This window comes from Paraburkholderia steynii (assembly GCF_900100565.1).
Taxonomy (GTDB): Bacteria; Pseudomonadota; Gammaproteobacteria; order Burkholderiales; family Burkholderiaceae; genus Paraburkholderia; species Paraburkholderia terrae.
Window position 1 is genome coordinate 70,023 of record NZ_FNDI01000019.1, and the last position, 20,155, is coordinate 90,177.

The window sequence follows — 20,155 nt, forward strand, 5'->3', positions numbered from 1 at the left end:
ATCTTCCCGAAGCGTGATGACGGTAGCTTTCTATCATGATCAGGATCCTAATCGCAGACGATCATGCGCTTGTCCGTGGCGGCCTTAAACAGATCATAGCGACGACGAGCGACATCGTTGTCGCCGCGGAAGCCGGGCACGGGGGGGAAGTCCTCGACAAACTTCGCACCTGCACGGTCGACCTGCTTCTGTTGGACATGACGATGCCGCGCATCAGCGGTGTCGATCTGATCCGGCGCGTGCGTGCTGAGCATCCTTCGCTCCCCGTCCTGGTGCTGAGTATCCACGACGAAGCGCAGGTCGCCTCTCGCGCGTTGCGCGCTGGCGCAGCAGGCTATTTGACGAAAGACAGCGACCCGGATGTGTTTTTCCTCGCGATTCGCAAACTCGCTGCCGGCGGAAGCTTCATCGATCCGAAACTTGTCGATGCGATGGTGTTTGATACGCATCGCGGCGATATGCCGCCGCACGAAGTGCTGTCCGATCGCGAGTTTCGGGTGCTGCAGATGTTGGCCGCGGGCAGGAGCATCAACGAGATCGCAGACACCTTCTCGCTCAGTGCAAAAACGATCAGTACCCACAAGATGCGGCTGATGCGGAAACTTGCACTCGCGAATAACGCGGAGGTGATCCGATACGCGATCCGGTATGGATTGACGCCATCGGAGGTAGTGGGTTAGGGCGACGCTGCTCAAGCATTGACTTTCCGCAGACAAGGAGCCCAAGGAGCTGATTGGCTCGTCGGTCGCGATGATTCACGACGGGGTGTAACAGGCGGGCGAGGTCGGCGCAACGATGAGGCAGGTGAAACAGGCGATAAAGCAGGTGTCGGATAGCGTCCGTCAACGGCACGTTTCGCGATTAATGCCTCAAGTTCACGTCGCTGACATATGCACGAGAGCAGACCGAACGGTGAGGGGCGAATGCAACGAGAGCCGGCGCGCACAGTCCTCTCGACGAATCTCTCCTGCCGAATACGTCGTCAGTTGACCTGCAGGCCCAGTTAACGGGACCCACAAAGTGTCGAAGGCTAGCGTCGTTTTTGATGCTGAAATTCGGGGACATTTATTACGGGACCGCAAGAATGCTGGCGGACCGAGTATCGGGGCGACGACGGCTGGTGAATGCCTACCTGTCGTTGCGGGTATTGCCTGGCGACTCCCATCACCCCTCGCGGGACGAACTCCCGTAAGCGAGAGCGAGGGATGAAGTTGGTGGCTGGGCACCGTCGATGAGCACGGCAATTCCGAAGTAGCGCGCATCCTTCATTCACAGTCCGAGATGTTCGAGTACCCGGCAAGGGAAGTGAGGGCGGCGCGATATTCGCTCGCTGGTTTCGTCGCATCGTCAGTTCAGTTGCCTGTCCTTAGCTAGGTTGATCGTTATGACGTGGGAGAGTTCGTTGACATTTGATATTCATCACTGGACCGAGCAGTTCATCACCGTTGCGAGCGAAATAGACGATATTGCAATGGAGTTCCGGTTATCCAGTGGCAGCGGTAACTATAAAAACAACGCACCCAAACTGCTTCAGGCACTATCCGTACGCCTGCGAGACCTGACCGTCGAGATGGATGCAGCTGTCTCTGCGGACGTCGAGCGCAAAAGAGAGATTTTCAAGGCGCTCGCGGCGAGCGAGCATCAATTCCGGTCTCTCGCTGGGAACCTGCCCGCGATCATCGCTCGTTGGGATTGCTCCGGCAACTATCTCTACACCAATCCTTGGCATGAAGAGACTTTTGGCAAAAAAGCTTCAGAAATTGTCGGTACACGGATTCCGGAAATATACGACTCCATAAGCTCCGGCATCGCTGCGGTGGTGGAGAGCGGGAAAACGTCGCGGCTTTTTCGACAGATGGTCTACGACGAGCTATCGCGCGCGCGGATATACGAAGTCTCTCTCACACCTGAGAGAGACGAGGAAGGTCAAATTGTCAGCGTTCTCGGAATTGGTCGCGAAGTAACGGAACAAGCCGCGATCGAGCAGAAATTGGTGGCCAGTGAGCGTCACTTTCGCACGGTGGCTGAGAACTTGCCGAATTACCTCATGCGTTTTACCCCGCGCGCCCAAATCGTCTACCTTAACCCTATTCTGGCGACCTTCCTCCGTCTTGACACGCGTGATGTCGTTGGCAAGACGCCCAGACAGTTATCTCCCAAGGGTGGGCTTGACGAGTACGAACGCAAAGTGTTGGAAACGGCCAAAACTGGAAATGAAAACCATTTAGAGTTGCAGGTCATCACGGAAGAAGGGCACCCCGGTGTCCACGAAATTCATCTCGTCGCTGAGCACGACGAAAGTGGTGAGGTGGTATCCGTGCTGGGCATCGGTGACGATATCACCGCGCGCCGACGTGCCGAACAGGAACTTAAGCGAGCACTCGATTTCGCCGAAGGGATTATTGCAGCCATACCCGACATTCTGTTGGAAGTGGATCGTGACGGCCGATGCCTGAATGTCTGGACGAAAAACCCAGATAGGGTGGCAATGCGCTCGAAAAGGCTAACCGGCAAGACAGTCAATGAGGTATTGCCACAGGGACAGGCTAACTTGGTCATGCATGCCATCAGGGAAGCCGATACGCAGGGAGTCAGCTATGGCCACATCATTCTCGTCGACCTGCCGGGCGGCTCTCGACGGTGGTTTGAGTACTCGCTCGCGAAGAAGCCGGGAGAACAGTCTTCCGTCGACACGTTCCTTGTGCTATCGCGAGACGTCACAGCGCGAAGGCAGACAGAGCAGAAGCTTGCTGATCGGGAGCAGGAATTTCGGACCTTGGTTGAGCACTCGCCAGACACGGTCGCGCGCTATGACAGCGGTTTCCGGCGCGTGTATGTCAATCCTACATTTGCGGCACTCGTTCAAGGTGGAGAAGCGTCACTCATTGGCAAGACGCCTTCTGAATATCCAGGTGGTCCGTATTCGGCACTTCACGAGAAAAAGCTTAACGAGGTATTTACGACCGGGAAGGCGCTCGAGTTCGAATCGAAGTGGAGACGGGACGATGGAGTTGAGCTTTGCTATCTGATTAAGCTCGCCCCGGAGCTGGGGGAGCGCGGAACGGTAGTTCGTGTTCTGGCTGTGGGACGTGATATCAGCGAACTCCAGATGTCGCGCGAGAAGATCCACCGTATGGCCTACTATGACCAGCTTACGTCCTTGCCGAACAGGACGTTGTTTAACGAACGTCTGCGGCAGACGGTCACTGAGGCTGGCGCCTTTCATCGGTTGACCGGCGTCATGATGATCGACATGGATCAGTTCAAGGGTGTCAACGATACCTTGGGGCACGCAGCGGGCGACGAACTACTACGCGAGGCTGCCGTGCGCCTGATGGCCTGCGTTCGCACAAGTGATTCCGTGGCACGCTTCGGAGGAGATGAATTTGCTATTTTGCTACCTGCAGTGAGCGAGTGTCGTGTGCTGGAGCACATCGCGAAGGCGATCATAGACAGCTTCGATAAGCCCTTCCAGTTGAACGGGAAGGACGTGTTTGTCTCATGCAGTATTGGCATTGCGTTGTGTCCAACCGACAGCGTCGAGCCGGATGACCTGATGAAATACGCCGATTCGGCGATGTACCACGCGAAGCGTTCAGGCCGTCGCAGCTTTCGCTTTTACTCTAAGGAACTGACAGTCGAGGCAACTGCGCGCTTGGCTTTGGAGTCGGAACTGCGACGAGCGATTGCGGGGGCCGAACTCGAACTGCACTATCAGCCTAAGGTGTCGATTCGTGGCAATATCGTCGTTGGTTCGGAAGCCTTGCTCAGGTGGAACCGGCCAGGCGTCGGGCTTGTCCCTCCGAACGAGTTCATCCCCCTTGCCGAAGAAACGGGGCTTATCTCCGAACTAGGCTGTTGGGTGTTACGCGAGGCGTGCAAGACAGCCACTGAGTTGAACGAAGGTGAAGCGATAGTCCACCGAGTGGCGATAAATCTGTCCGCTAGACAGTTCCAGTCTTATGGTCTCGCGTCACATGTGAACGACATTCTTGTGGAGACCGGTTGCCGCCCCGAATGGCTGGAGCTCGAAATCACAGAAAGTCTGCTCCTTGCTGAGGATGAAGCCATTCTAAGTACGCTCAGCTCATTCAGAGAGATGGGACTAACGATTGCAATCGACGACTTCGGCACCGGTTACTCGTCGCTCAGCTATCTGACTCGCTTCCCGATCGATACGCTGAAGATCGACAAATCGTTCGTTCATCAGATGACGATAGATCGACGTCATGGGGAACTCGTGAAGGCGATCCTTTCCATCGCGGATTGCCTAGGTCTGCAAGTTGTCGCAGAAGGTGTGGAAACGCTGGAGCAGGCGGCTTTTCTAGAGGCAAACGGCTGCCGCATCGTACAGGGATTTCTGTACAGCAAGCCGATGTCGAAGGCAAGTATCCTGACGTTACCACGCTCTCTCGTGGTGCGCGAGACGTCGGTCTGAATCTAATGTGAAGCCCCGTGAATTGCGATTTGGCTGGGTACTTCCGAAAGTGTCTTGCCTTGGAAGAAGATGACTCATCGGTCTGATCGCAGCAACGGTCATAGCGAGCGGAATTCTGCACTGGCGAAATCGATAAATGATCCTATCTTTTTTGGAAGACTTTTCTGATTTCGATGAACAATAGATGTGGAGGGGTGGAGATCGGAAATCTTGCAATATTTGCTCGCGCAAAATCGTCTTCAACTAACGGGCATGGGAAAATCGCTAGTGCGGAGCCCTTGAGCGCCGCCGAGTGTAGCAGTGACTCGTTGTTGCTCTGTAGTGCTGGCTCGGCATCAATAATATTGGAAACATCTGGCCTGCGCAGTTCTATCCGTGTCTGACCGGACGACACGAATGTGAAAGTACAATGTGTTTAGAACGATGCCGATAGTGCATCGGATGACTGTAATGTTTGCATATTCTGGCGCTGCGACAAGAATGAGCCCAACCGCTGTGATTGGATGATCCACCAAACTCTCGTCGAGAATACGTTCGTGATTGGCGGGCACTGGGACGTTAATTCTTGCCTTCTCAAAATCGATAAGACGGCTGGATACGTAAATTTCAATTGTTATAAGTGGGTGCTAGTTGCGATATTCGAACATCGCAGCAGCAAATCTTCGATTTGCCATCCACATTGGTAAGCTGACTCTCAGGTTCCGCTCGGGCTCGCATTGGACATATACACGATCTGCTCAACGTCCGAGAGATCGTCAGGTATCCTGCAGGCTTAGTCATAAAATACGGCGCCGTTTTCGGTCAGGCTCAGACGACGGCTGGTCCTGCGCAGCAGGTGTCCGCCCACATGCCGCTTGAGATGCGAAGTGTGTTTGCTCATAGCTGCCCGGGAAATTTGGAGCTTTTGGGCTACAGCGGTAAAGCACTCCAATTCGACGGCAATTCAAAATACCTGATGCTAAACGACATGTCCACGTTAGGTCTTGTCGGAGGTGAGGCGCGAGGATACAAAAGGCCTATCATCGGTGCCCGAGACGAATCTCGAACAATGCAAGTGCAAACCGCCTCCGTCAAGAGCGTCGGATCTTCTCGAGCGCGACGTCGTCACAGTGAATTCTGCACTAAGTCTTTCGATGTTCTGAATGCAGGTGATTCACGCCAATGGGATCCTTCAGTTTTTGGATCGATCTCGTGAAGAGGTGCAGCCATAGTATCGACCACTATCTATTTCCGATAGAGGCTAAAGATGGAAAGCACTGATCCAATCGTGGAGCAATCAGTGTCGAGAAGCGACACACAGTTACTGGCGCTTACTACGCGCGCCAGGATGGTATCGGTGCCGACACCCATTCTAACGGTTCGGTCTCGACTCATATCGCAACGATGCGGATCAATGAAGTCATCTCTGCAGCCGAGCCGAACATGTTAGTTAGTCTGGACTTTCGCTCGATTCGATATGCTGACGTTGTTCAGCAACCGTACGTCACACTTCGGCGTCCATCGTTTAAACGACCACCAGAGAAACCAAGAGCAAGAGAGTAGTTCGTCCATAGTCGCTGGGTCCGTGATTGTTGATATCGCGCTTTCCACGTAGGGCGACATGCCCGTCGGCAGGATCTTCAGTCTTTAACCTCGTCGGGCGGTTCGTCGCTTTCGCACCACAGTGGTCCTGAAGAAAAGAATTTCGGAAAAGTATTCGTCTCGCCGTCTTCTGTCAATTCAGTGGGAGCAGAGGAGCATCGCTTCGAAAAATTGAACAGCGAGATGGGGGCATGCGCGATAAGTGACCGCGAAGGCATGGTCATAACTGGTGTGCTAGCGGAAACGTTTGGACGATGCAACGCAATCGTACGGAAGCATTTTCCCTGGTCAGAGTCTTGTTTAGGTAGCAAGCGAGCGTCCATATAATCGCTATCCGGAATGCAAATCGCATTTCGTGATGCCGCGCCGAAGGATCAGGAGATGGGTTCGGATGTGGTTTGGAGATTATGTAATATAAATAGGATGACGAATGAAAAAGTCGATTATTGGTTGTGCGGTGTTGGCCGCGGCATCAGCGGCCAATGCGCAGAGCAGTGTGAACCTGTATGGTCGGATTGATAATGGTGTTCAGTATGAGACGGGTTTGCCGACCGGAAATCGCTTCAGCACGCAGAGTGGTGATTGGGGTTGCTCGTGGTTCGGTCTTGAGGGAACGGAGGAACTCGGTGCCGGAAACAGGATGATCTTTAAGCTGGAAGGGCAAATCAATACTATGACGGGTGCTCTTTCAGGTAACCTTTTTGGCAGGCATGCGACTATCGGTATCGATAATGACCGTTTCGGCACATTCAAGATCGGTAATATCGGCGCTGGCGAATTGTCCCAGGATAGCTGGAATGTCGATCCGCAATTCATGCAGCGCTATGCGATTTCTACTCTCGTGCGCGCCCGCAACTGGGCAAGTGCTTCAAATGGTTTTGAATATCAGACCCCGAACTGGGGCGGCCTCATGTTCAAAGGCCAGTACGATGTAACGAACAACACGAGTTGGAATAGGGCGACGACGGCCACCGGGCAGGGACGAACGGATGGCATCGAAGCCTCATACACGTTTGGTAGCGGCCATGTTCGAGTCATTTATGACGAAGTGCGAGGTGCCGATGGTACCTTCAATGACGTTTATGCGCATTCTCGCTCACTGCTCGCGGGCGGAACTTACGTCCTTGGTCCTGTGCGGCTCTATGGCGGCTACCAACATCTGAGCGCGCCCAATGCGACAAATGCGAGCGTTGGCGTAACGAATGCGTCTCAGCCCGCAGGGGTATCGGCACCTACTTCCGTTGATCACGAGTGGATTGGCGCGGTATGGCAGGTCAACGCAACGGCCGCGCTGACGACGGGGGTGTTTCATGCAAATGCGAACCACGGCAACGGCAATGCAACGCTGTACACGGTTGGGGGAACGTATAACCTGTCAAAGCGGACGTTCCTCTACGCCGAGGCCGGATATGTGCACAACAGCTCTACGTCGAACATCAGCCTGAGCAATGGCCCATACGGCAACAACAACTTTGACGCCGCTACCAATACTGCATCGAACAGCAATCCGAACTATGGTCACAGTCAGGCAGGTGTGTTCACCGGCATTATGACGCAGTTCTGATTGCCACGCGGGCGAGTAACGAAGCGTTGACTCTTGCCCGCACAATTTCCCGTCGATTTTGACGGTGCGCTCCGGTGTGAACATTCCTCCACCCTGACATGCCGGGGCGCTTTCTGGCGTGTGCCCGTCGGTGTTTTGGCTCCTCAAACGGGCCGCACCGACGTCTTTTTTTAGGGACGCTTTCTCACCAAAGGGTGCCCATACTGGGGAATACCCCCGCTTCCGCCATCTTGAATGAGCTCTCGCCGCGTGCTAATGTGCCGTTAATACGTTATCGCTAACGTTAAGCTAACGCTGAAACCTGGAAGGCACTGGTGGGCGGAAGACAGTTGGGCAAATCCGGAGGGAGGAGACGGCTCGATGGAAAAAAAGATATCGAAAGCCTTGTTCAAGGCGAAAGCCTGCGAACTGTTCAGGCAGGTTGAGATGCTGGGCGAAAGCCTGGTGGTGACCGATCGAGGGCACCCCACGATCGAGATACGACCTTATCGGCCGCGACGCAAAAGCCCACTGGAGTCGTTGCGTGGCTCAATAGTTCACTACGATTTCAACGGCATCGGTGAGCAAGTCGCTGATTAGGGAGGGCGCTCATCGATGGTCACTCTTGACACCTATGCTGTTATCTACTGGCTGGGCGATTGCGCAGAGCTGAGCAACGCAGCTCGCGAGGCAATCGCGGATGCGCTCGACGGCGGTGAGGTGCTGATCTCGGCCATTAGCGTGCTCGAGGTCGCGCAGTTCGTCGAAATTGGACAGCTGGCGCTCTCGATGGATACACGTCGCTGGCTCGCTACCCTCACTTCGATTGAGGGCGTGCGAATGGTTCCTGTGGATACGGCAATTGCAATGCGCGCTGCGTCAATGTCGCCGGTGCTGCCGGTCGCTCAGCGGCTCATTGCAGCCACGGCGCGCACGCTAGGTGTTCCACTTGTCACGCCGGACCGTCGGGTGCGCGAACTCACGCATGTCGAAACAGTGTGGTGAGAGGGTCGAGGTTTCATCGCTATTGGAGTTGAGCGAGCGACTGTCGCGCTGTGTACCTGGCGGCAGGCAGGAGTCAGGGGAGCGGCACATAGAAGGGCCGCAACCTACGCAACACTGCCAAGCGCAGCGGCTATCCGACTGCCCGGGTTACTGTCGGGGAGTCGAATGATTGCAGGCAGCGTGCTGTTTAAATAGATACCAACGGAGTACCGCACATGTTTCAACCGACCGTCCGTCGCCTTCGTAGCCAGGAATGGTTCGACGATCCTTCGCACGCGGACATGACCGCGCTCTATGTCGAGCGCTTCATGAACTACGGCCTCACGCGCGAAGAGTTGCAGTCGGGCCGGCCGATCATCGGCATCGCGCAGACGGGCAGCGATCTCGCGCCCTGCAATCGGCATCACATCGAACTGGCCGCGCGCACGAAGGCGGGCATCCGCGATGCGGGCGGCATCCCGATGGAATTTCCCGTGCATCCCCTTGCCGAACAGAGCCGCCGGCCAACGGCCGCGCTCGATCGCAATCTCGCGTATCTCGGTCTCGTTGAAATCCTGCACGGCTTTCCGCTCGACGGTGTGGTGCTGACCACCGGCTGCGACAAGACCACGCCCGCGTGTCTGATGGCGGCCGCGACCGTCGACATGCCCGCTATCGTGCTGTCGGGTGGCCCGATGCTCGACGGCTGGCATCAAGGCAAGCGCGTCGGCTCCGGCACCGTGATCTGGCACGCGCGCAATCTGCTCGCGGCGGGCGAGATCGACTATGAAGGCTTCATGGAACTGACGACGGCCTCGTCGCCTTCCATCGGACACTGCAACACAATGGGCACGGCGCTGTCGATGAACAGCCTCGCGGAAGCGCTCGGCATGTCGCTGCCCGGCTGCGCGAGCATTCCCGCTGCGTACCGCGAGCGCGGGCAGATGGCGTATGCGACGGGCAAGCGGATCGTCGAGATGGTCCACGAAGATATGAAGCCTTCGCGCATCATGACGAAAGAGGCGTTCGAAAATGCGATCGTAATGGCGTCCGCGCTGGGCGCGTCGAGCAATTGCCCGCCGCATCTGATCGCGATTGCGCGGCATATGGGTATCGAATTGAGTCTCGCGGACTGGCAGCGTGTCGGCGAACAGGTGCCGTTGCTCGTCAATTGCATGCCTGCTGGCGAATATCTCGGCGAGAGTTTTCATCGCGCGGGCGGCGTGCCTGCCGTCATGCACGAACTGTGCGAAGCAGGCCTCGTACACGAATCGTGTATGACAGTATCGGGCCGGACGATCGGCGATATCGCCGCGAGTTCGGTGACAGGCGATCGCGACGTGATTCGCACGACAGCCGAGCCGCTCAAACATGGCGCGGGTTTCATCGTGCTGTCGGGCAACTTCTTCGATAGCGCGATCATGAAGATGTCGGTGGTCGGCGAGGCGTTCCGGCAAACCTATCTGAGCGAGCCTGGCCAGGAGAATACGTTCGAAACCCGCGCGATCGTGTTCGACGGTCCCGAGGATTATCACGCGCGCATCAACGACCCGTCGCTGGAAATCGACGAGCACTGCATGCTCGTCATTCGCGGCGCGGGTACGGTCGGTTATCCGGGCAGTGCGGAAGTGGTCAACATGGCGCCGCCTGCGGAGCTGGTGCGCCAGGGCATCACGTCGCTGCCTTGCATGGGCGACGGACGGCAGAGCGGCACGTCGGCGAGTCCATCTATTCTCAACATGTCGCCGGAAGCGGCAGTCGGCGGCGGCCTTGCGCTGTTGCGCACGAACGACCGCATTCGCGTCGATCTCAATGCGCGCAGCGTGCAGTTGCTCGTCGACGAAGACGAACTCGAGCGTCGCCGTGCGAGCACGACGTTCGAGATTCCGCCTGCGCAAACGCCGTGGCAAGAACTGTATCGCCAGACAGTCGGTCAGCTTTCGACGGGCGGCTGCCTTGAACCCGCGACGCTTTACCTGAAGGTGATTGCTGAGCGCGGCAATCCCCGACACTCACATTGAACGCTGAGCCTAGCCCGTTCTGTACAAGAGCACCGGCTCGATCTGATCAACGATTACGGAAGTACTTTCTATGGCCACATCATCTCAACCTGCCTTTCTGCCTCACGACGTCGAACAGGCGCTCCTCGTGGGGCGCGTGTGGCGTAAGACCGGAGAACGCGAGGGGCCTTGCGTCGTCGTTGTGCGTGCTGGCGAAGTCTTTGACATTACAGCCAGTACACCAACGACCGCTGACCTCTTCGAGCGCGAGGACATCGTGCAGTTTGCAGGAACTGTGGCAGGGGAATCGCTGGGGCCGGTCGACGCACTGTTGGCTTCAAACCAGCCGGGATCAGAGGCCCCAGCAGTACAGATGCTCGCACCTTGCGATCTTCAGGCCATCAAGGCATGCGGTGTGACGTTTGCGGTGAGCCTTATTGAGCGTGTTATTGAAGAGCAGGCAGGCGGCGATCCGGCGAAAGCAAAGGAAGTACGCGAGACCATTGTCGCCACGATTGGCAGCGACCTGTCGAAAATCAGGCCGGGCTCAGAAGCAGCAACGAAACTCAAAGCCGAACTCGGGCGACGCGGCGCGTGGTCACAGTACATGGAAGTCGGGATTGGCCCGGATGCCGAGGTCTTTTCGAAGTCACAGCCAATGTCAGCTGTGGGTTTCGGCGCAGATGTGGGGCTACTGCCATCATCAAGCTGGAACAATCCCGAACCGGAAATTGTGCTCGCAGTAAACAGTCGTGGAGAAGTGATTGGCGCGACCCTCGGCAATGACGTGAATCTGCGCGATATCGAAGGGCGTTCGGCGCTTCTGCTAGGGAAATGTAAGGATAACAATGGTTCCTGTGCAATCGGTCCGTTCGTCCGTCTGTTTGACAAGTCATTCGATATAGATTCTGTGCGTGCCGCGAGCGTCTCGCTGCGAGTGGAAGGACCAGATGACGGCTTCCTCCTCGACGGTGTCAGCCATATGCGCGAAATCAGCCGTGATCCGCTCGATCTTGTTGCACAGACGTGGGGTCGTCATCACCAGTATCCGGATGGGTTCATGCTGTTTCTCGGCACTATGTTCTCCCCCATCAAGGATCGCGATGCACCGGGCGGCGGTTTCACGCATCACCTGGGCGACCGGGTAACCATTTCGACGCCACGACTGGGCGCGCTAACTAATACGGTACAACTGAGCACGGAAATCGCACCCTGGCGATTTGGTGTGCGCGCCCTTTACCAGAACCTGGCGGTGCGAGGCCTGTTATAGGCGATGTCTCGCCCACGATCACTACTTCATTGGAATTGCCATGACTCAATTTGACAACTATATTGACGGCCAGTGGGTGCCCGGTGCGAGTGTCTCGTCAAACGTGAATCCTTCGAACGTCGAAGACATCATTGGCGAGTTTGCACAGGCTGATGCCGTTCAGACAGAGCGTGCCATCGGTGCGGCGCGAAAGGCGTTTGCACAGTGGTCGCTGTCGACGCCCCAACAGCGCTTTGACCTGTTGGACCTGGTGGGGAGTGCCATTCTTGCTCGCAAGGCGGAACTCGGCCGGCTTCTTGCCCGTGAAGAGGGCAAGACGCTTCCTGAAGCGATCGGCGAGGTCGGGCGCGCTGCTCAGATCTTCAAGTTCTTTGCGGGCGAAGCGCTACGCATGGGCGGCGAATTGGTTCCGTCAGTGCGCCCGGGCATGACGGTCGAAATTACACGCGAGCCCATCGGTGTGATCGGACTTGTGACACCCTGGAACTTTCCCATCGCCATTCCTGCGTGGAAGATCGCACCAGCGCTTGCCTATGGCAACACCATCGTCATCAAGCCCGCTGACCTGGTACCTGCGAGCACATGGGAACTGGTCAAAATGATTGCCGACGCCGGTGCGCCCGCAGGTGTTATCAACCTTGTGATGGGCCGAGGCTCGGTCGTTGGTGAAGTCATTGTAACTTCACCGGATGTGGATGCGGTGAGCTTTACGGGCTCAGTCGCGACGGGGCGTGCTATCGGCGCAAAGTGCTTTGCCTCGGGCAAGAAGTTTCAGCTGGAGATGGGTGGCAAGAACCCAATGGTCGTACTCGATGACGCTGACCTCGACGTCGCTGTCGATGCTTGCATCAACGGAGCATTCTTCTCGACTGGACAGCGTTGTACAGCCTCAAGCCGTCTCATTGTTACTGAAGGCATTCATGACCGTTTCGTCGAGGCAATGAAGACTCGCATGCAGGCATTGAAGGTAGGCGATGCGCTAGCCGAAGGCACGCACATTGGGCCAGTAGTTGACGAAAAGCAGCTTCAGCAGGACGAGCGCTACATCGCAATTGCACGTGAAGAAGGTGGCACTGTGTTTGGTGGCGAACGGCTTGAATACAGCACGACCGGTTATTTCCTCGCACCGGCTCTCGTGACCGGCACGAGGCCGGCTATGCGCATCAATCGTGAAGAGGTTTTTGGACCAGTCGCCTCGGTCATCAAGGTCAAGAATTACGAGGAGGCGCTGGCGGTGGCGAACGATACTGAATTCGGTCTTTCTGCAGGTATCTGCACGACTTCGCTCAAATATGCGACCCACTTCCGCCGTCACGTGCAGGCAGGGATGGTTATGGTTAACACCGCAACAGCCGGAGTGGACTATCACGTGCCGTTCGGCGGGAGGAAAGGTTCAAGCTACGGCCCACGCGAGCAGGGTAGCTATGCGCGTGAGTTTTATACGGCTGTCAAAACCGCCTACATCAATCCGGGCTCTCTGTGATTGAAGAGCGCAGTCGCGGCGATTCGCGGTCCAACGTAAACGGTAAATCAGCTGTGTAGGCGGGAGTAACCAAACTGGCCACTGTCTGATGCTTTCGTCCTGATTTCATTTCCATCGTGCAAAATTCCAAAAGGTATGCCATGGTAAAAGATTTGGTTGTCTGGGGCGTGTTGGGCACCGCAGGGATCAACGACAAGGTTGTCCCGGCTATGCACCGAGCAACAAATTGCCGGATAAAAGGCATTGCGTCACGAACTCCGGAAAAGGCCAGGGAAGCAGCGACCAGGTATGGCGTACCTGTCGCCTACGACAGTTACGAGGCGCTTTTGGCCGACCCGGAAATCGATGCCGTGTACATCCCGTTACCCAATCACCTTCACATGGAATGGACCATCAAATCCGTCGAGGCTGGCAAGCACGTACTGTGTGAGAAACCGATCGGACTGGATGTAGGACAGGCTGAGCGACTGATCGCTGCACGTGACAGGACCGGTCGATGCATACAGGAAGGATTCATGGTTCGTACCCATCCTCAATGGTTAAAGGTGCGAGCCTTGATTGAAGACGGCGTGATTGGCGAGTTGCGGGCGGTGAGCGGCACCTTTACCTATTACAACACCGACCCGGGCAATATCCGAAATCAGAAAGAATTTGGTGGCGGCGGTCTGTTAGACATCGGCTGCTATCCCATCACGACCTCGCGCTTTACCATCGGGCGTGAGCCTCGGCGGGTTGTTGCGCTCATAGAGCGGGACCCTGTGTTCAAGGTGGACAGGCTTGGTTCTGTCCTGATGGATTTCGACGGTGTACAAGCAAGCTTCCTTTACTCGACACAGATCCACAATTACCAGCGGATGCAATTCCACGGCACTAAGGGGCGGATCGAAGTCGAAATCCCATTCAATGCGCCTAACGATCGACCAACGCGTCTGTTAGTTAGCGAAAACAGTGCGGCCGGTGATACAGAGCGCTGGCTGGAACTTCCGGTATGCGATCAATATGGCGTGGCAGCTGAAGTATTTTCAGAAGCGATATTGAATAAGCGTCCAGCCGCTGTTTCATTGGAGGACACACTGTCAAATATGCGTGTGATCGATGCTATTTCTCGCTCAGCCCAATCAGGCAGCTGGGAGACTATCTGAGATAGGTCTGTACTCACGTGATGGATCCAGATACCTGCGTGTAAATGCTGATACACGGTCATTTAGATAGATGACACGGTGAGTCAGTCAATATATCAAGATGACAAATTTCAATACGATAAGCACTGCGAATAATATGTGATTTTTAGGTAATTAAATAAGCATTATTTTCGTATTCAGTCGGATTTTCAACGCTAATCATTTTATTTCGAAGACCCTGCCGCGATTCCGCTCCAGGCATGGTCGTTAAAAAAGGAGGAGAAAAACATGAAGTTCGGTTTGAAAAATTGTGGCATTGCCGCTCTCGCTCTGGTCGCATCGATATCAGGGATGCCCGTCATGGCTGACACTATCGTCCACATACTTAGGGCAGAGGTACCCAATAACGAAAAAGCAATCTACAACGAGGCAATTGGTGAATTCGAGAAGGCACATCCGGGAGACAAGGTACAGATTAGCTATCTTGCGAATGAGGCCTACAAGCAGAAACTGACTACGCTCCTTCAATCAAACAACAAACCAGACATCATCTTTAGTTGGGCAGGTGGAGTGTTGTCTGAGCAGGTTCAGTCTGGCGTACTGCAGGACATTACTCCCAAGCTGAACGGTCCGTGGGCTGCCAGTTTTTCTCCGGCTAGTGTTGGCGCGTTTACCGTAGACGGCAAAGTTTACGGGGTTCCACTGGGTACGAGCGAGGTAGTTTTCTGGGTAAACAAGACCCTCGCCGCAAAGGCAGGGATCGATTACAAGGGAATCAAAACGTGGCAGGACTTCCTGGCGGCAGTGAAGAAGGCGAAGGCTGCTGGGGTTACACCGATCATGGTCGGCGGCAAGGACAAATGGCCGCTTCATTTCTACTACAGCTACCTGATGCTGCGCGAAGCGGGCAAGGCTGGGATGCAATCTGCGTTCAAGGGCGAAGGTAAGGGCTTTGCCGCTCCAGCCTTTGTAAAAGCAGGTGAGGAGTTCAAGCAGCTCATCGACCTTAATCCGTTTGAACCGGGCTTCATGAGTCTGACATTTGAGCAGGCAAGCGGGCAGTTTGGCGATGGCAAGGCCGTTTTCCACCTGATGGGTGACTGGGATTATGGTACCCAGAAGGCAAATTCCATCAGTGGCAAGGGGATCGCAGACGAGAATCTTGACACTATCCGCTTTCCGGTCGTCACGGGAGGGGCGGGGCAATATACCGATACGTTTGGCGGCGTTACCGGTTGGGCTGTCGTGAAAGATGCAAAACCTCAAGCAGTGGAGTTTCTCAAGGTCCTGAGCAGTTTGAAGTATCAACAGGAGGGCGCGGCAGGTGGGAGCTTCATCCCTATTGTGAAAGGTGCCGACACAGCGTTGACCAAGCCGTTTTTCAAATCAATGGCCAAGGATGTTAGCGCATCAACTTACCACCAAAACTTTCTCAATGAAGCGTTGGGCGCCAATGCGGGTGAAGTATTCAATGATGCTGCCGCTGACTTGGCACAGGGCGTGACTTCGCCTCAAAAGGCGGCTGAGAGTATCCAGAACGCGTGGTCGATGCGCTGACCGAATCGGCGCCAAGGCCTAGGGGCATTTGGCGCCAACCCGCTCAACACACAGGATAGGTCAGATGACGACTTTACACCGGATAGGTCAAGTGTCGGCTTCCAATGCCACGAAGACCTCATCGAGGGCCGGGTTTGCGCGCATTTTTCGTGGGCAAACGGCCGCGCTAATTATTATGCTGCCGCCTGCGTTGACGCTATTCACTCTCTTCGTTGCGTGGCCCTTCATCGACGCAGCTTACTATAGCGTTTTCAAGTGGAACGGTTATGGCTCGCCAACCGACTTCATCGGTTTGGGGAATTTTAAGCAAATATTCCAGCATGACGTGTTTTTCCGCGCTGTTTTCAATGCGCTCATCATACTGTTTGCTTCGCTATTTATTCAGCTTCCATTTGCACTTGGTCTAGCGCTACTAATTTACAAAAAAACGCCGACAAATGCGGTATTTCGGCTATTTTTCTTTCTTCCTTTCATTATCGCTGAGATCGCATCTGGCTTGATCTGGGGCTTTATTTTCGACGGCGACAGTGGACTGGCGGCAGTGATTACGCATGCGCTGCATACTCAGCCCTATTTCCTGTTGACGGATCGAACCTGGGCGTTCTTCGGAATCACATTGGTCGTGATGTGGAAGTATTTTGGTTTTCACATGATGATTTACGTTGCTGCATTGCAAGGCGTGCCCGTGGAACTCGTCGAAGCAGCGAGGATTGAGGGGGCAAGACGGTGGCAAATTGTTACCAATGTGTTAGTGCCTATGATCAAGCCAGCAATCGGCGTCAGCGTGTTCTTTGCAATTGTCGGCTCATTGCAATTGTTCGACGTTGTTATCCCTTTGACAAATGGCGGACCTTCAAACGCGACACACACGATCGTCACTTACCTCTACACATTCGGTTTAACGCGGATGCGAATTGGTTTCGGCAGTGCAGTAGGTGTCATTCTTTTCGTTGTCGCATTTTCTATCTCGCTTCTTTATCAGCGCTATCTCGTGCGGAGGTCTGCACAATGAAAAGTCGCAGTCTTATCTTCAATATTGTCCGGGTGACATTCCTGCTGTTAGTCACCGTGTTCGTGCTCGGTCCATTAGCCATTGCTCTCCTCGGCGGGTTTAAGACTAATGGTGAGTTACAGAACAATCCACTTGGACTCCCATTTGTCTGGCATCTTGAATACTACGGCTCAATTCTGCAGAGTCATAGCTTCTGGCGGTACATGGGGAACTCGTTATTCGTCTCGACAGCCACCGTTACGCTGACGCTGGTCGTTGCGGCTGCGGCCGCATATGTGTTCGCACAATTGCGTTTCTTTGGCGTGCGCATGTTGGAAACCTATCTGCTCGCTGGCCTCGTATTTCCGTTTGCTACGGCGATCCTGCCGCTTTTCATCAAGGTTCGCGACCTTGGGTTGCTTGATAGCTACTGGGGATTAATCCTGCCGCAAACAGCTTTTGGCCTCTCTCTTGCCATCATGTTGTTCAAGACCTTCTTCGAACAGCTGCCACCGGAGCTCTTCGAAGCAGCATATGTAGAAGGTTGTGGTTATCTGCGGTTTTTCTGGCAGTTCACGTTACCGCTTTCCACGCCAATCCTCGCGACCGTTGGTGTTTTCGCCTTCGTACAAAGCTGGAACAACTTTCTACTGCCACTGGTAGTCGTTGATTCCCGAAGTCTCTATACCTGGCCACTCGGCATGATGCAGTTTCGCGGGCAATACCTCGTCGAATGGAACCGAACGCTTGCGTTCGTTACATTGACTATCCTGCCGGCCATTGTGTTCTTTTTTGCCGCGCAGAAATACATCGTCGCTGGGCTGACCGGCGGCGCGGTCAAGGGATGACCGGAGCACAAACCAAGATAGCTGGAGAGAAATTTATGGCAGCAGTTACGCTGACGCGCATCAACAAGACGTTCGGTGAAACCGAAATTATCCCGGACCTAACGCTTTCCATCCCGGACGGTTCGTTTACTGTACTGGTTGGTCCGTCCGGTTGCGGTAAGTCCACGCTGCTTCGAATGATCGCGGGCCTGGAACAGCCGACCACTGGGGCAGTCTCTATTGGAGAGCGGGATGTTACACGTGAGGAGCCGTCCGAACGTGGTATCTCCATGGTCTTCCAGTCTTACGCTCTGTTTCCGCATATGACCGTGGAGCAGAATATTGATTTTGGTATGCGACTCGCCAAGATCCCTCGGACGGAACGTCAAACACGTGTCTCAGCGGCGGCAGAGGTCCTGCATCTCACGCACCTGCTGAAGCGCAAGCCGATCGCACTATCAGGTGGGCAACGACAGCGGGTCGCAATCGGGCGTGCGATAGTTCGCAACCCTGCGGTTTTTCTGTTCGATGAGCCACTTTCAAATCTGGACGCAGCGCTGCGTACCCAAATGCGCGTGGAGCTGGCTGATCTTCACGAAAGAATCAAGGCAACGATGATTTACGTGACGCACGACCAGGTCGAGGCGATGACGCTTGCTGATCAAATTGTCGTTATGAACTCAGGTCGTATTGAGCAGGTCGGTTCGCCGCTAGAACTCTATGATGCTCCGAGGACCTTATTCGTAGCCACCTTTATTGGATCGCCGAGAATGAACTTGATCTCGGGCGAAAGTGCCACGCGGGAGGCCGCTGCCACTATCGGAATTCGTCCCGAACATATCGACCTGTACATAGACGCTGACGACGGCACGGGAGACTGGAGTGGTCGCCTTCGTTTCGCGGAACATCTTGGCAATGAGACGATTTTTTACGTGGAATCCGATATCGGCGAAATTATCGTCCGACGAAACGGTCACCATCATCTGAAGACCGGAACAACGGTCCGCATGGTACCCGATCGCAAACATCTGCACCGTTTTGACGAAGACGGGATTCGCATTCCTGCAGTGACTCCACCAGGAGATTTGTGCGGGTATGACGAGTCGCTGGAAAAAAACAGGTAGATCCACTCGTGCGGCGTCATGCAGTCATGTAGTGATGCTGCATTGTCAATCGCAATTGTTGTTTGGAGGGTTTGACCGTGAACGAGACGTCACCCGTGAAAGTCGGGATCATCGGCGCTGGGAACATAAGCGCGACTTACGTGGCAAACCTGCAGACTTTCGACTTTCTCGACGTGAAGTCTGTTTGCGCGGTCCATGAGCAGCATGCCAAGGCGCTTGCCGAGCAGTTTGACCTGCAGGCTACGAACTTGGACAGTCTGTTGGCGGATTCCGAGATCGAGTTGATCATCAATCTGACAACACCAGTCGCGCATTACAACATTACAAAAATGGCACTGCTCGCCGGCAAACACGTCTATTCGGAAAAGCCCCTGGGAATTTCAATGAGTGAGGCCGATGAATTGATGTCAATAGCACGTACCCGTGATCTGCGACTCGGGTGCGCGCCGGACACGTTTCTCGGTGGTGGCCACCAGTTGGCTCGTCGCCTATACGACGAGGGGCGCATCGGCGAGGCAATCAGTGCAACTGCGATGGTGCTGTTGCCTGGACATGAGCAGTGGCATCCTAATCCTGGGTTCTTCTACGGACCGGGAGGAGGTCCCATGCTGGATATCGGTCCCTATTATGTGACCAGCCTCGTTACGTTACTTGGGCCGGTTAAGGAGGTGTTCGGGGCGGCAAAGATTACGCGTATAGAGCGCAAGGTCAAGACCGGTCCGCGAGTAGGGGACGTCATCAAGGTGCTCGTGCCGACGCACGTAACCGGGGTGATGGAATTTCATTGTGGAGCAACAGCAACTGTGGTGACGAGCTTCGACGTGCTCAAACACAAGCATAATCCTATCGAGCTCTATGGGAGTCTTGGATCCATGCTGCTTCCTGACCCGAATGAGTTTACGGGTAACGTCGAGATATTTTCGGAGGGTGCGGAAGACTGGGAAAAGGTGCGGGTTGATCATCCTTATGTTGAAGGCGTTCCGGGCTACCACGGCCTGCGCGGCTTGGGTGCCGCAGAGATGGTTGCGGCCCTGAGAGCCGGGCGTCCTCATCGCGCTTCAGCCGATCTTGCGTTTCATGTACTGGAAATCATGACTGCATTTGAGCGGTCGGCGAAGTCAAGAAAAATCGTGAGGATTGACAGCACTTGCGGCCGCCCGACGCCCATCCCATGCGACCTGAGTGAAGGCCTGTTTGACTAGACTCCCCACCTGGCAGTCGAGATGAATTGCCAGG

General features: G+C 55.1%; 15 protein-coding genes. 14 read left to right on the plus strand and 1 reads right to left on the minus strand.

Annotation, left to right across the window (positions count from 1 at the left end):
• Positions 1-35: 35 nt before the first annotated feature.
• Together BLT65_RS29435 and BLT65_RS29440 are read left to right on the plus strand one after the other, a co-directional pair.
• Complete coding sequence (locus BLT65_RS29435) at positions 36-680, plus strand: response regulator (RefSeq protein ID WP_091784314.1); 645 nt, start codon at positions 36-38, stop codon at positions 678-680.
• Between the two features lie 722 nt (positions 681-1,402).
• Positions 1,403-4,438: a sensor domain-containing protein gene (locus tag BLT65_RS29440; RefSeq protein ID WP_167306564.1), complete on the plus strand. Its 3,036-nt coding sequence runs from the start codon at positions 1,403-1,405 to the stop codon at positions 4,436-4,438.
• A 772-nt stretch (positions 4,439-5,210) separates the two neighbouring features.
• On the opposite strand, the gene BLT65_RS48800 is transcribed toward BLT65_RS29440, so the two are convergent.
• On the minus strand, positions 5,211-5,369 hold the full coding sequence (locus BLT65_RS48800; protein WP_167306565.1) for a LysR family transcriptional regulator: 159 nt from the start codon (positions 5,367-5,369) through the stop codon (positions 5,211-5,213).
• A gap of 1,080 nt (positions 5,370-6,449) precedes the next feature.
• Here BLT65_RS48800 and BLT65_RS29450 point away from each other — a divergent pair.
• The 12 genes from BLT65_RS29450 (at position 6,450) to BLT65_RS29505 (ending at position 20,121) form a co-directional block, all read left to right on the plus strand.
• Positions 6,450-7,583, plus strand: a complete 1,134-nt coding sequence (locus BLT65_RS29450; protein ID WP_091784322.1) for a porin — start codon at positions 6,450-6,452, stop codon at positions 7,581-7,583.
• A 360-nt stretch (positions 7,584-7,943) separates the two neighbouring features.
• On the plus strand, positions 7,944-8,162 hold the full coding sequence (locus BLT65_RS29455) for a type II toxin-antitoxin system Phd/YefM family antitoxin (protein WP_091784325.1): 219 nt from the start codon (positions 7,944-7,946) through the stop codon (positions 8,160-8,162).
• Between the two features lie 15 nt (positions 8,163-8,177).
• Entirely contained in the window at positions 8,178-8,567 is a 390-nt protein-coding gene (locus BLT65_RS29460) for a type II toxin-antitoxin system VapC family toxin (protein WP_091784327.1), read from the plus strand.
• A gap of 215 nt (positions 8,568-8,782) precedes the next feature.
• The gene (locus BLT65_RS29465) at positions 8,783-10,567 is read left to right on the plus strand and encodes an IlvD/Edd family dehydratase (protein ID WP_091784330.1); all 1,785 of its coding nucleotides are present in this window, start codon (positions 8,783-8,785) and stop codon (positions 10,565-10,567) included.
• Between the two features lie 70 nt (positions 10,568-10,637).
• Positions 10,638-11,816 carry a fumarylacetoacetate hydrolase family protein gene (locus BLT65_RS29470; RefSeq protein ID WP_091784333.1) on the plus strand — a complete coding sequence of 393 codons (1,179 nt, stop codon included), beginning with the start codon at positions 10,638-10,640 and terminating at the stop codon, positions 11,814-11,816.
• Between the two features lie 40 nt (positions 11,817-11,856).
• Entirely contained in the window at positions 11,857-13,299 is a 1,443-nt protein-coding gene (locus BLT65_RS29475; protein WP_091784336.1) for an aldehyde dehydrogenase family protein, read from the plus strand.
• A gap of 140 nt (positions 13,300-13,439) precedes the next feature.
• A complete protein-coding gene (locus tag BLT65_RS29480; protein WP_091784339.1) occupies positions 13,440-14,441 on the plus strand; it encodes a Gfo/Idh/MocA family protein in 1,002 nt (333 codons plus the stop codon).
• Positions 14,442-14,708: 267 nt separating this feature from the next.
• Entirely contained in the window at positions 14,709-15,977 is a 1,269-nt protein-coding gene (locus BLT65_RS29485; protein WP_091784342.1) for an extracellular solute-binding protein, read from the plus strand.
• A gap of 64 nt (positions 15,978-16,041) precedes the next feature.
• Positions 16,042-16,989: a carbohydrate ABC transporter permease gene (locus BLT65_RS29490; RefSeq protein ID WP_091784346.1), complete on the plus strand. Its 948-nt coding sequence runs from the start codon at positions 16,042-16,044 to the stop codon at positions 16,987-16,989.
• On the plus strand, positions 16,986-17,816 hold the full coding sequence (locus BLT65_RS29495) for a carbohydrate ABC transporter permease (RefSeq protein WP_091784350.1): 831 nt from the start codon (positions 16,986-16,988) through the stop codon (positions 17,814-17,816). Before BLT65_RS29490 ends, BLT65_RS29495 begins: the two co-directional genes overlap by 4 nt.
• A gap of 35 nt (positions 17,817-17,851) precedes the next feature.
• The gene (locus tag BLT65_RS29500; protein ID WP_091784353.1) at positions 17,852-18,919 is read left to right on the plus strand and encodes an ABC transporter ATP-binding protein; all 1,068 of its coding nucleotides are present in this window, start codon (positions 17,852-17,854) and stop codon (positions 18,917-18,919) included.
• A 95-nt stretch (positions 18,920-19,014) separates the two neighbouring features.
• On the plus strand, positions 19,015-20,121 hold the full coding sequence (locus BLT65_RS29505; protein ID WP_208545822.1) for a Gfo/Idh/MocA family protein: 1,107 nt from the start codon (positions 19,015-19,017) through the stop codon (positions 20,119-20,121).
• Positions 20,122-20,155: the final 34 nt, after the last annotated feature.

Bases quoted from the DNA above. Each gene is read 5' to 3' on its own strand.
- BLT65_RS29475 (WP_091784336.1), top strand. From the start codon at position 11,857: ATGACTCAATTTGACAACTATATTGACGGCCAGTGGGTGCCCGGTGCG.
- BLT65_RS29435 (WP_091784314.1), top strand. From the start codon at position 36: ATGATCAGGATCCTAATCGCAGACGATCATGCGCTTGTCCGTGGCGGC.
- BLT65_RS29490 (WP_091784346.1), top strand. From the start codon at position 16,042: ATGACGACTTTACACCGGATAGGTCAAGTGTCGGCTTCCAATGCCACG.
- BLT65_RS29465 (WP_091784330.1), top strand. From the start codon at position 8,783: ATGTTTCAACCGACCGTCCGTCGCCTTCGTAGCCAGGAATGGTTCGAC.
- BLT65_RS29500 (WP_091784353.1), top strand. From the start codon at position 17,852: ATGGCAGCAGTTACGCTGACGCGCATCAACAAGACGTTCGGTGAAACC.
- BLT65_RS29485 (WP_091784342.1), top strand. From the start codon at position 14,709: ATGAAGTTCGGTTTGAAAAATTGTGGCATTGCCGCTCTCGCTCTGGTC.
- BLT65_RS29495 (WP_091784350.1), top strand. From the start codon at position 16,986: ATGAAAAGTCGCAGTCTTATCTTCAATATTGTCCGGGTGACATTCCTG.
- BLT65_RS29470 (WP_091784333.1), top strand. From the start codon at position 10,638: ATGGCCACATCATCTCAACCTGCCTTTCTGCCTCACGACGTCGAACAG.
- BLT65_RS29455 (WP_091784325.1), top strand. From the start codon at position 7,944: ATGGAAAAAAAGATATCGAAAGCCTTGTTCAAGGCGAAAGCCTGCGAA.
- BLT65_RS29480 (WP_091784339.1), top strand. From the start codon at position 13,440: ATGGTAAAAGATTTGGTTGTCTGGGGCGTGTTGGGCACCGCAGGGATC.
- BLT65_RS29460 (WP_091784327.1), top strand. From the start codon at position 8,178: ATGGTCACTCTTGACACCTATGCTGTTATCTACTGGCTGGGCGATTGC.
- BLT65_RS29450 (WP_091784322.1), top strand. From the start codon at position 6,450: ATGAAAAAGTCGATTATTGGTTGTGCGGTGTTGGCCGCGGCATCAGCG.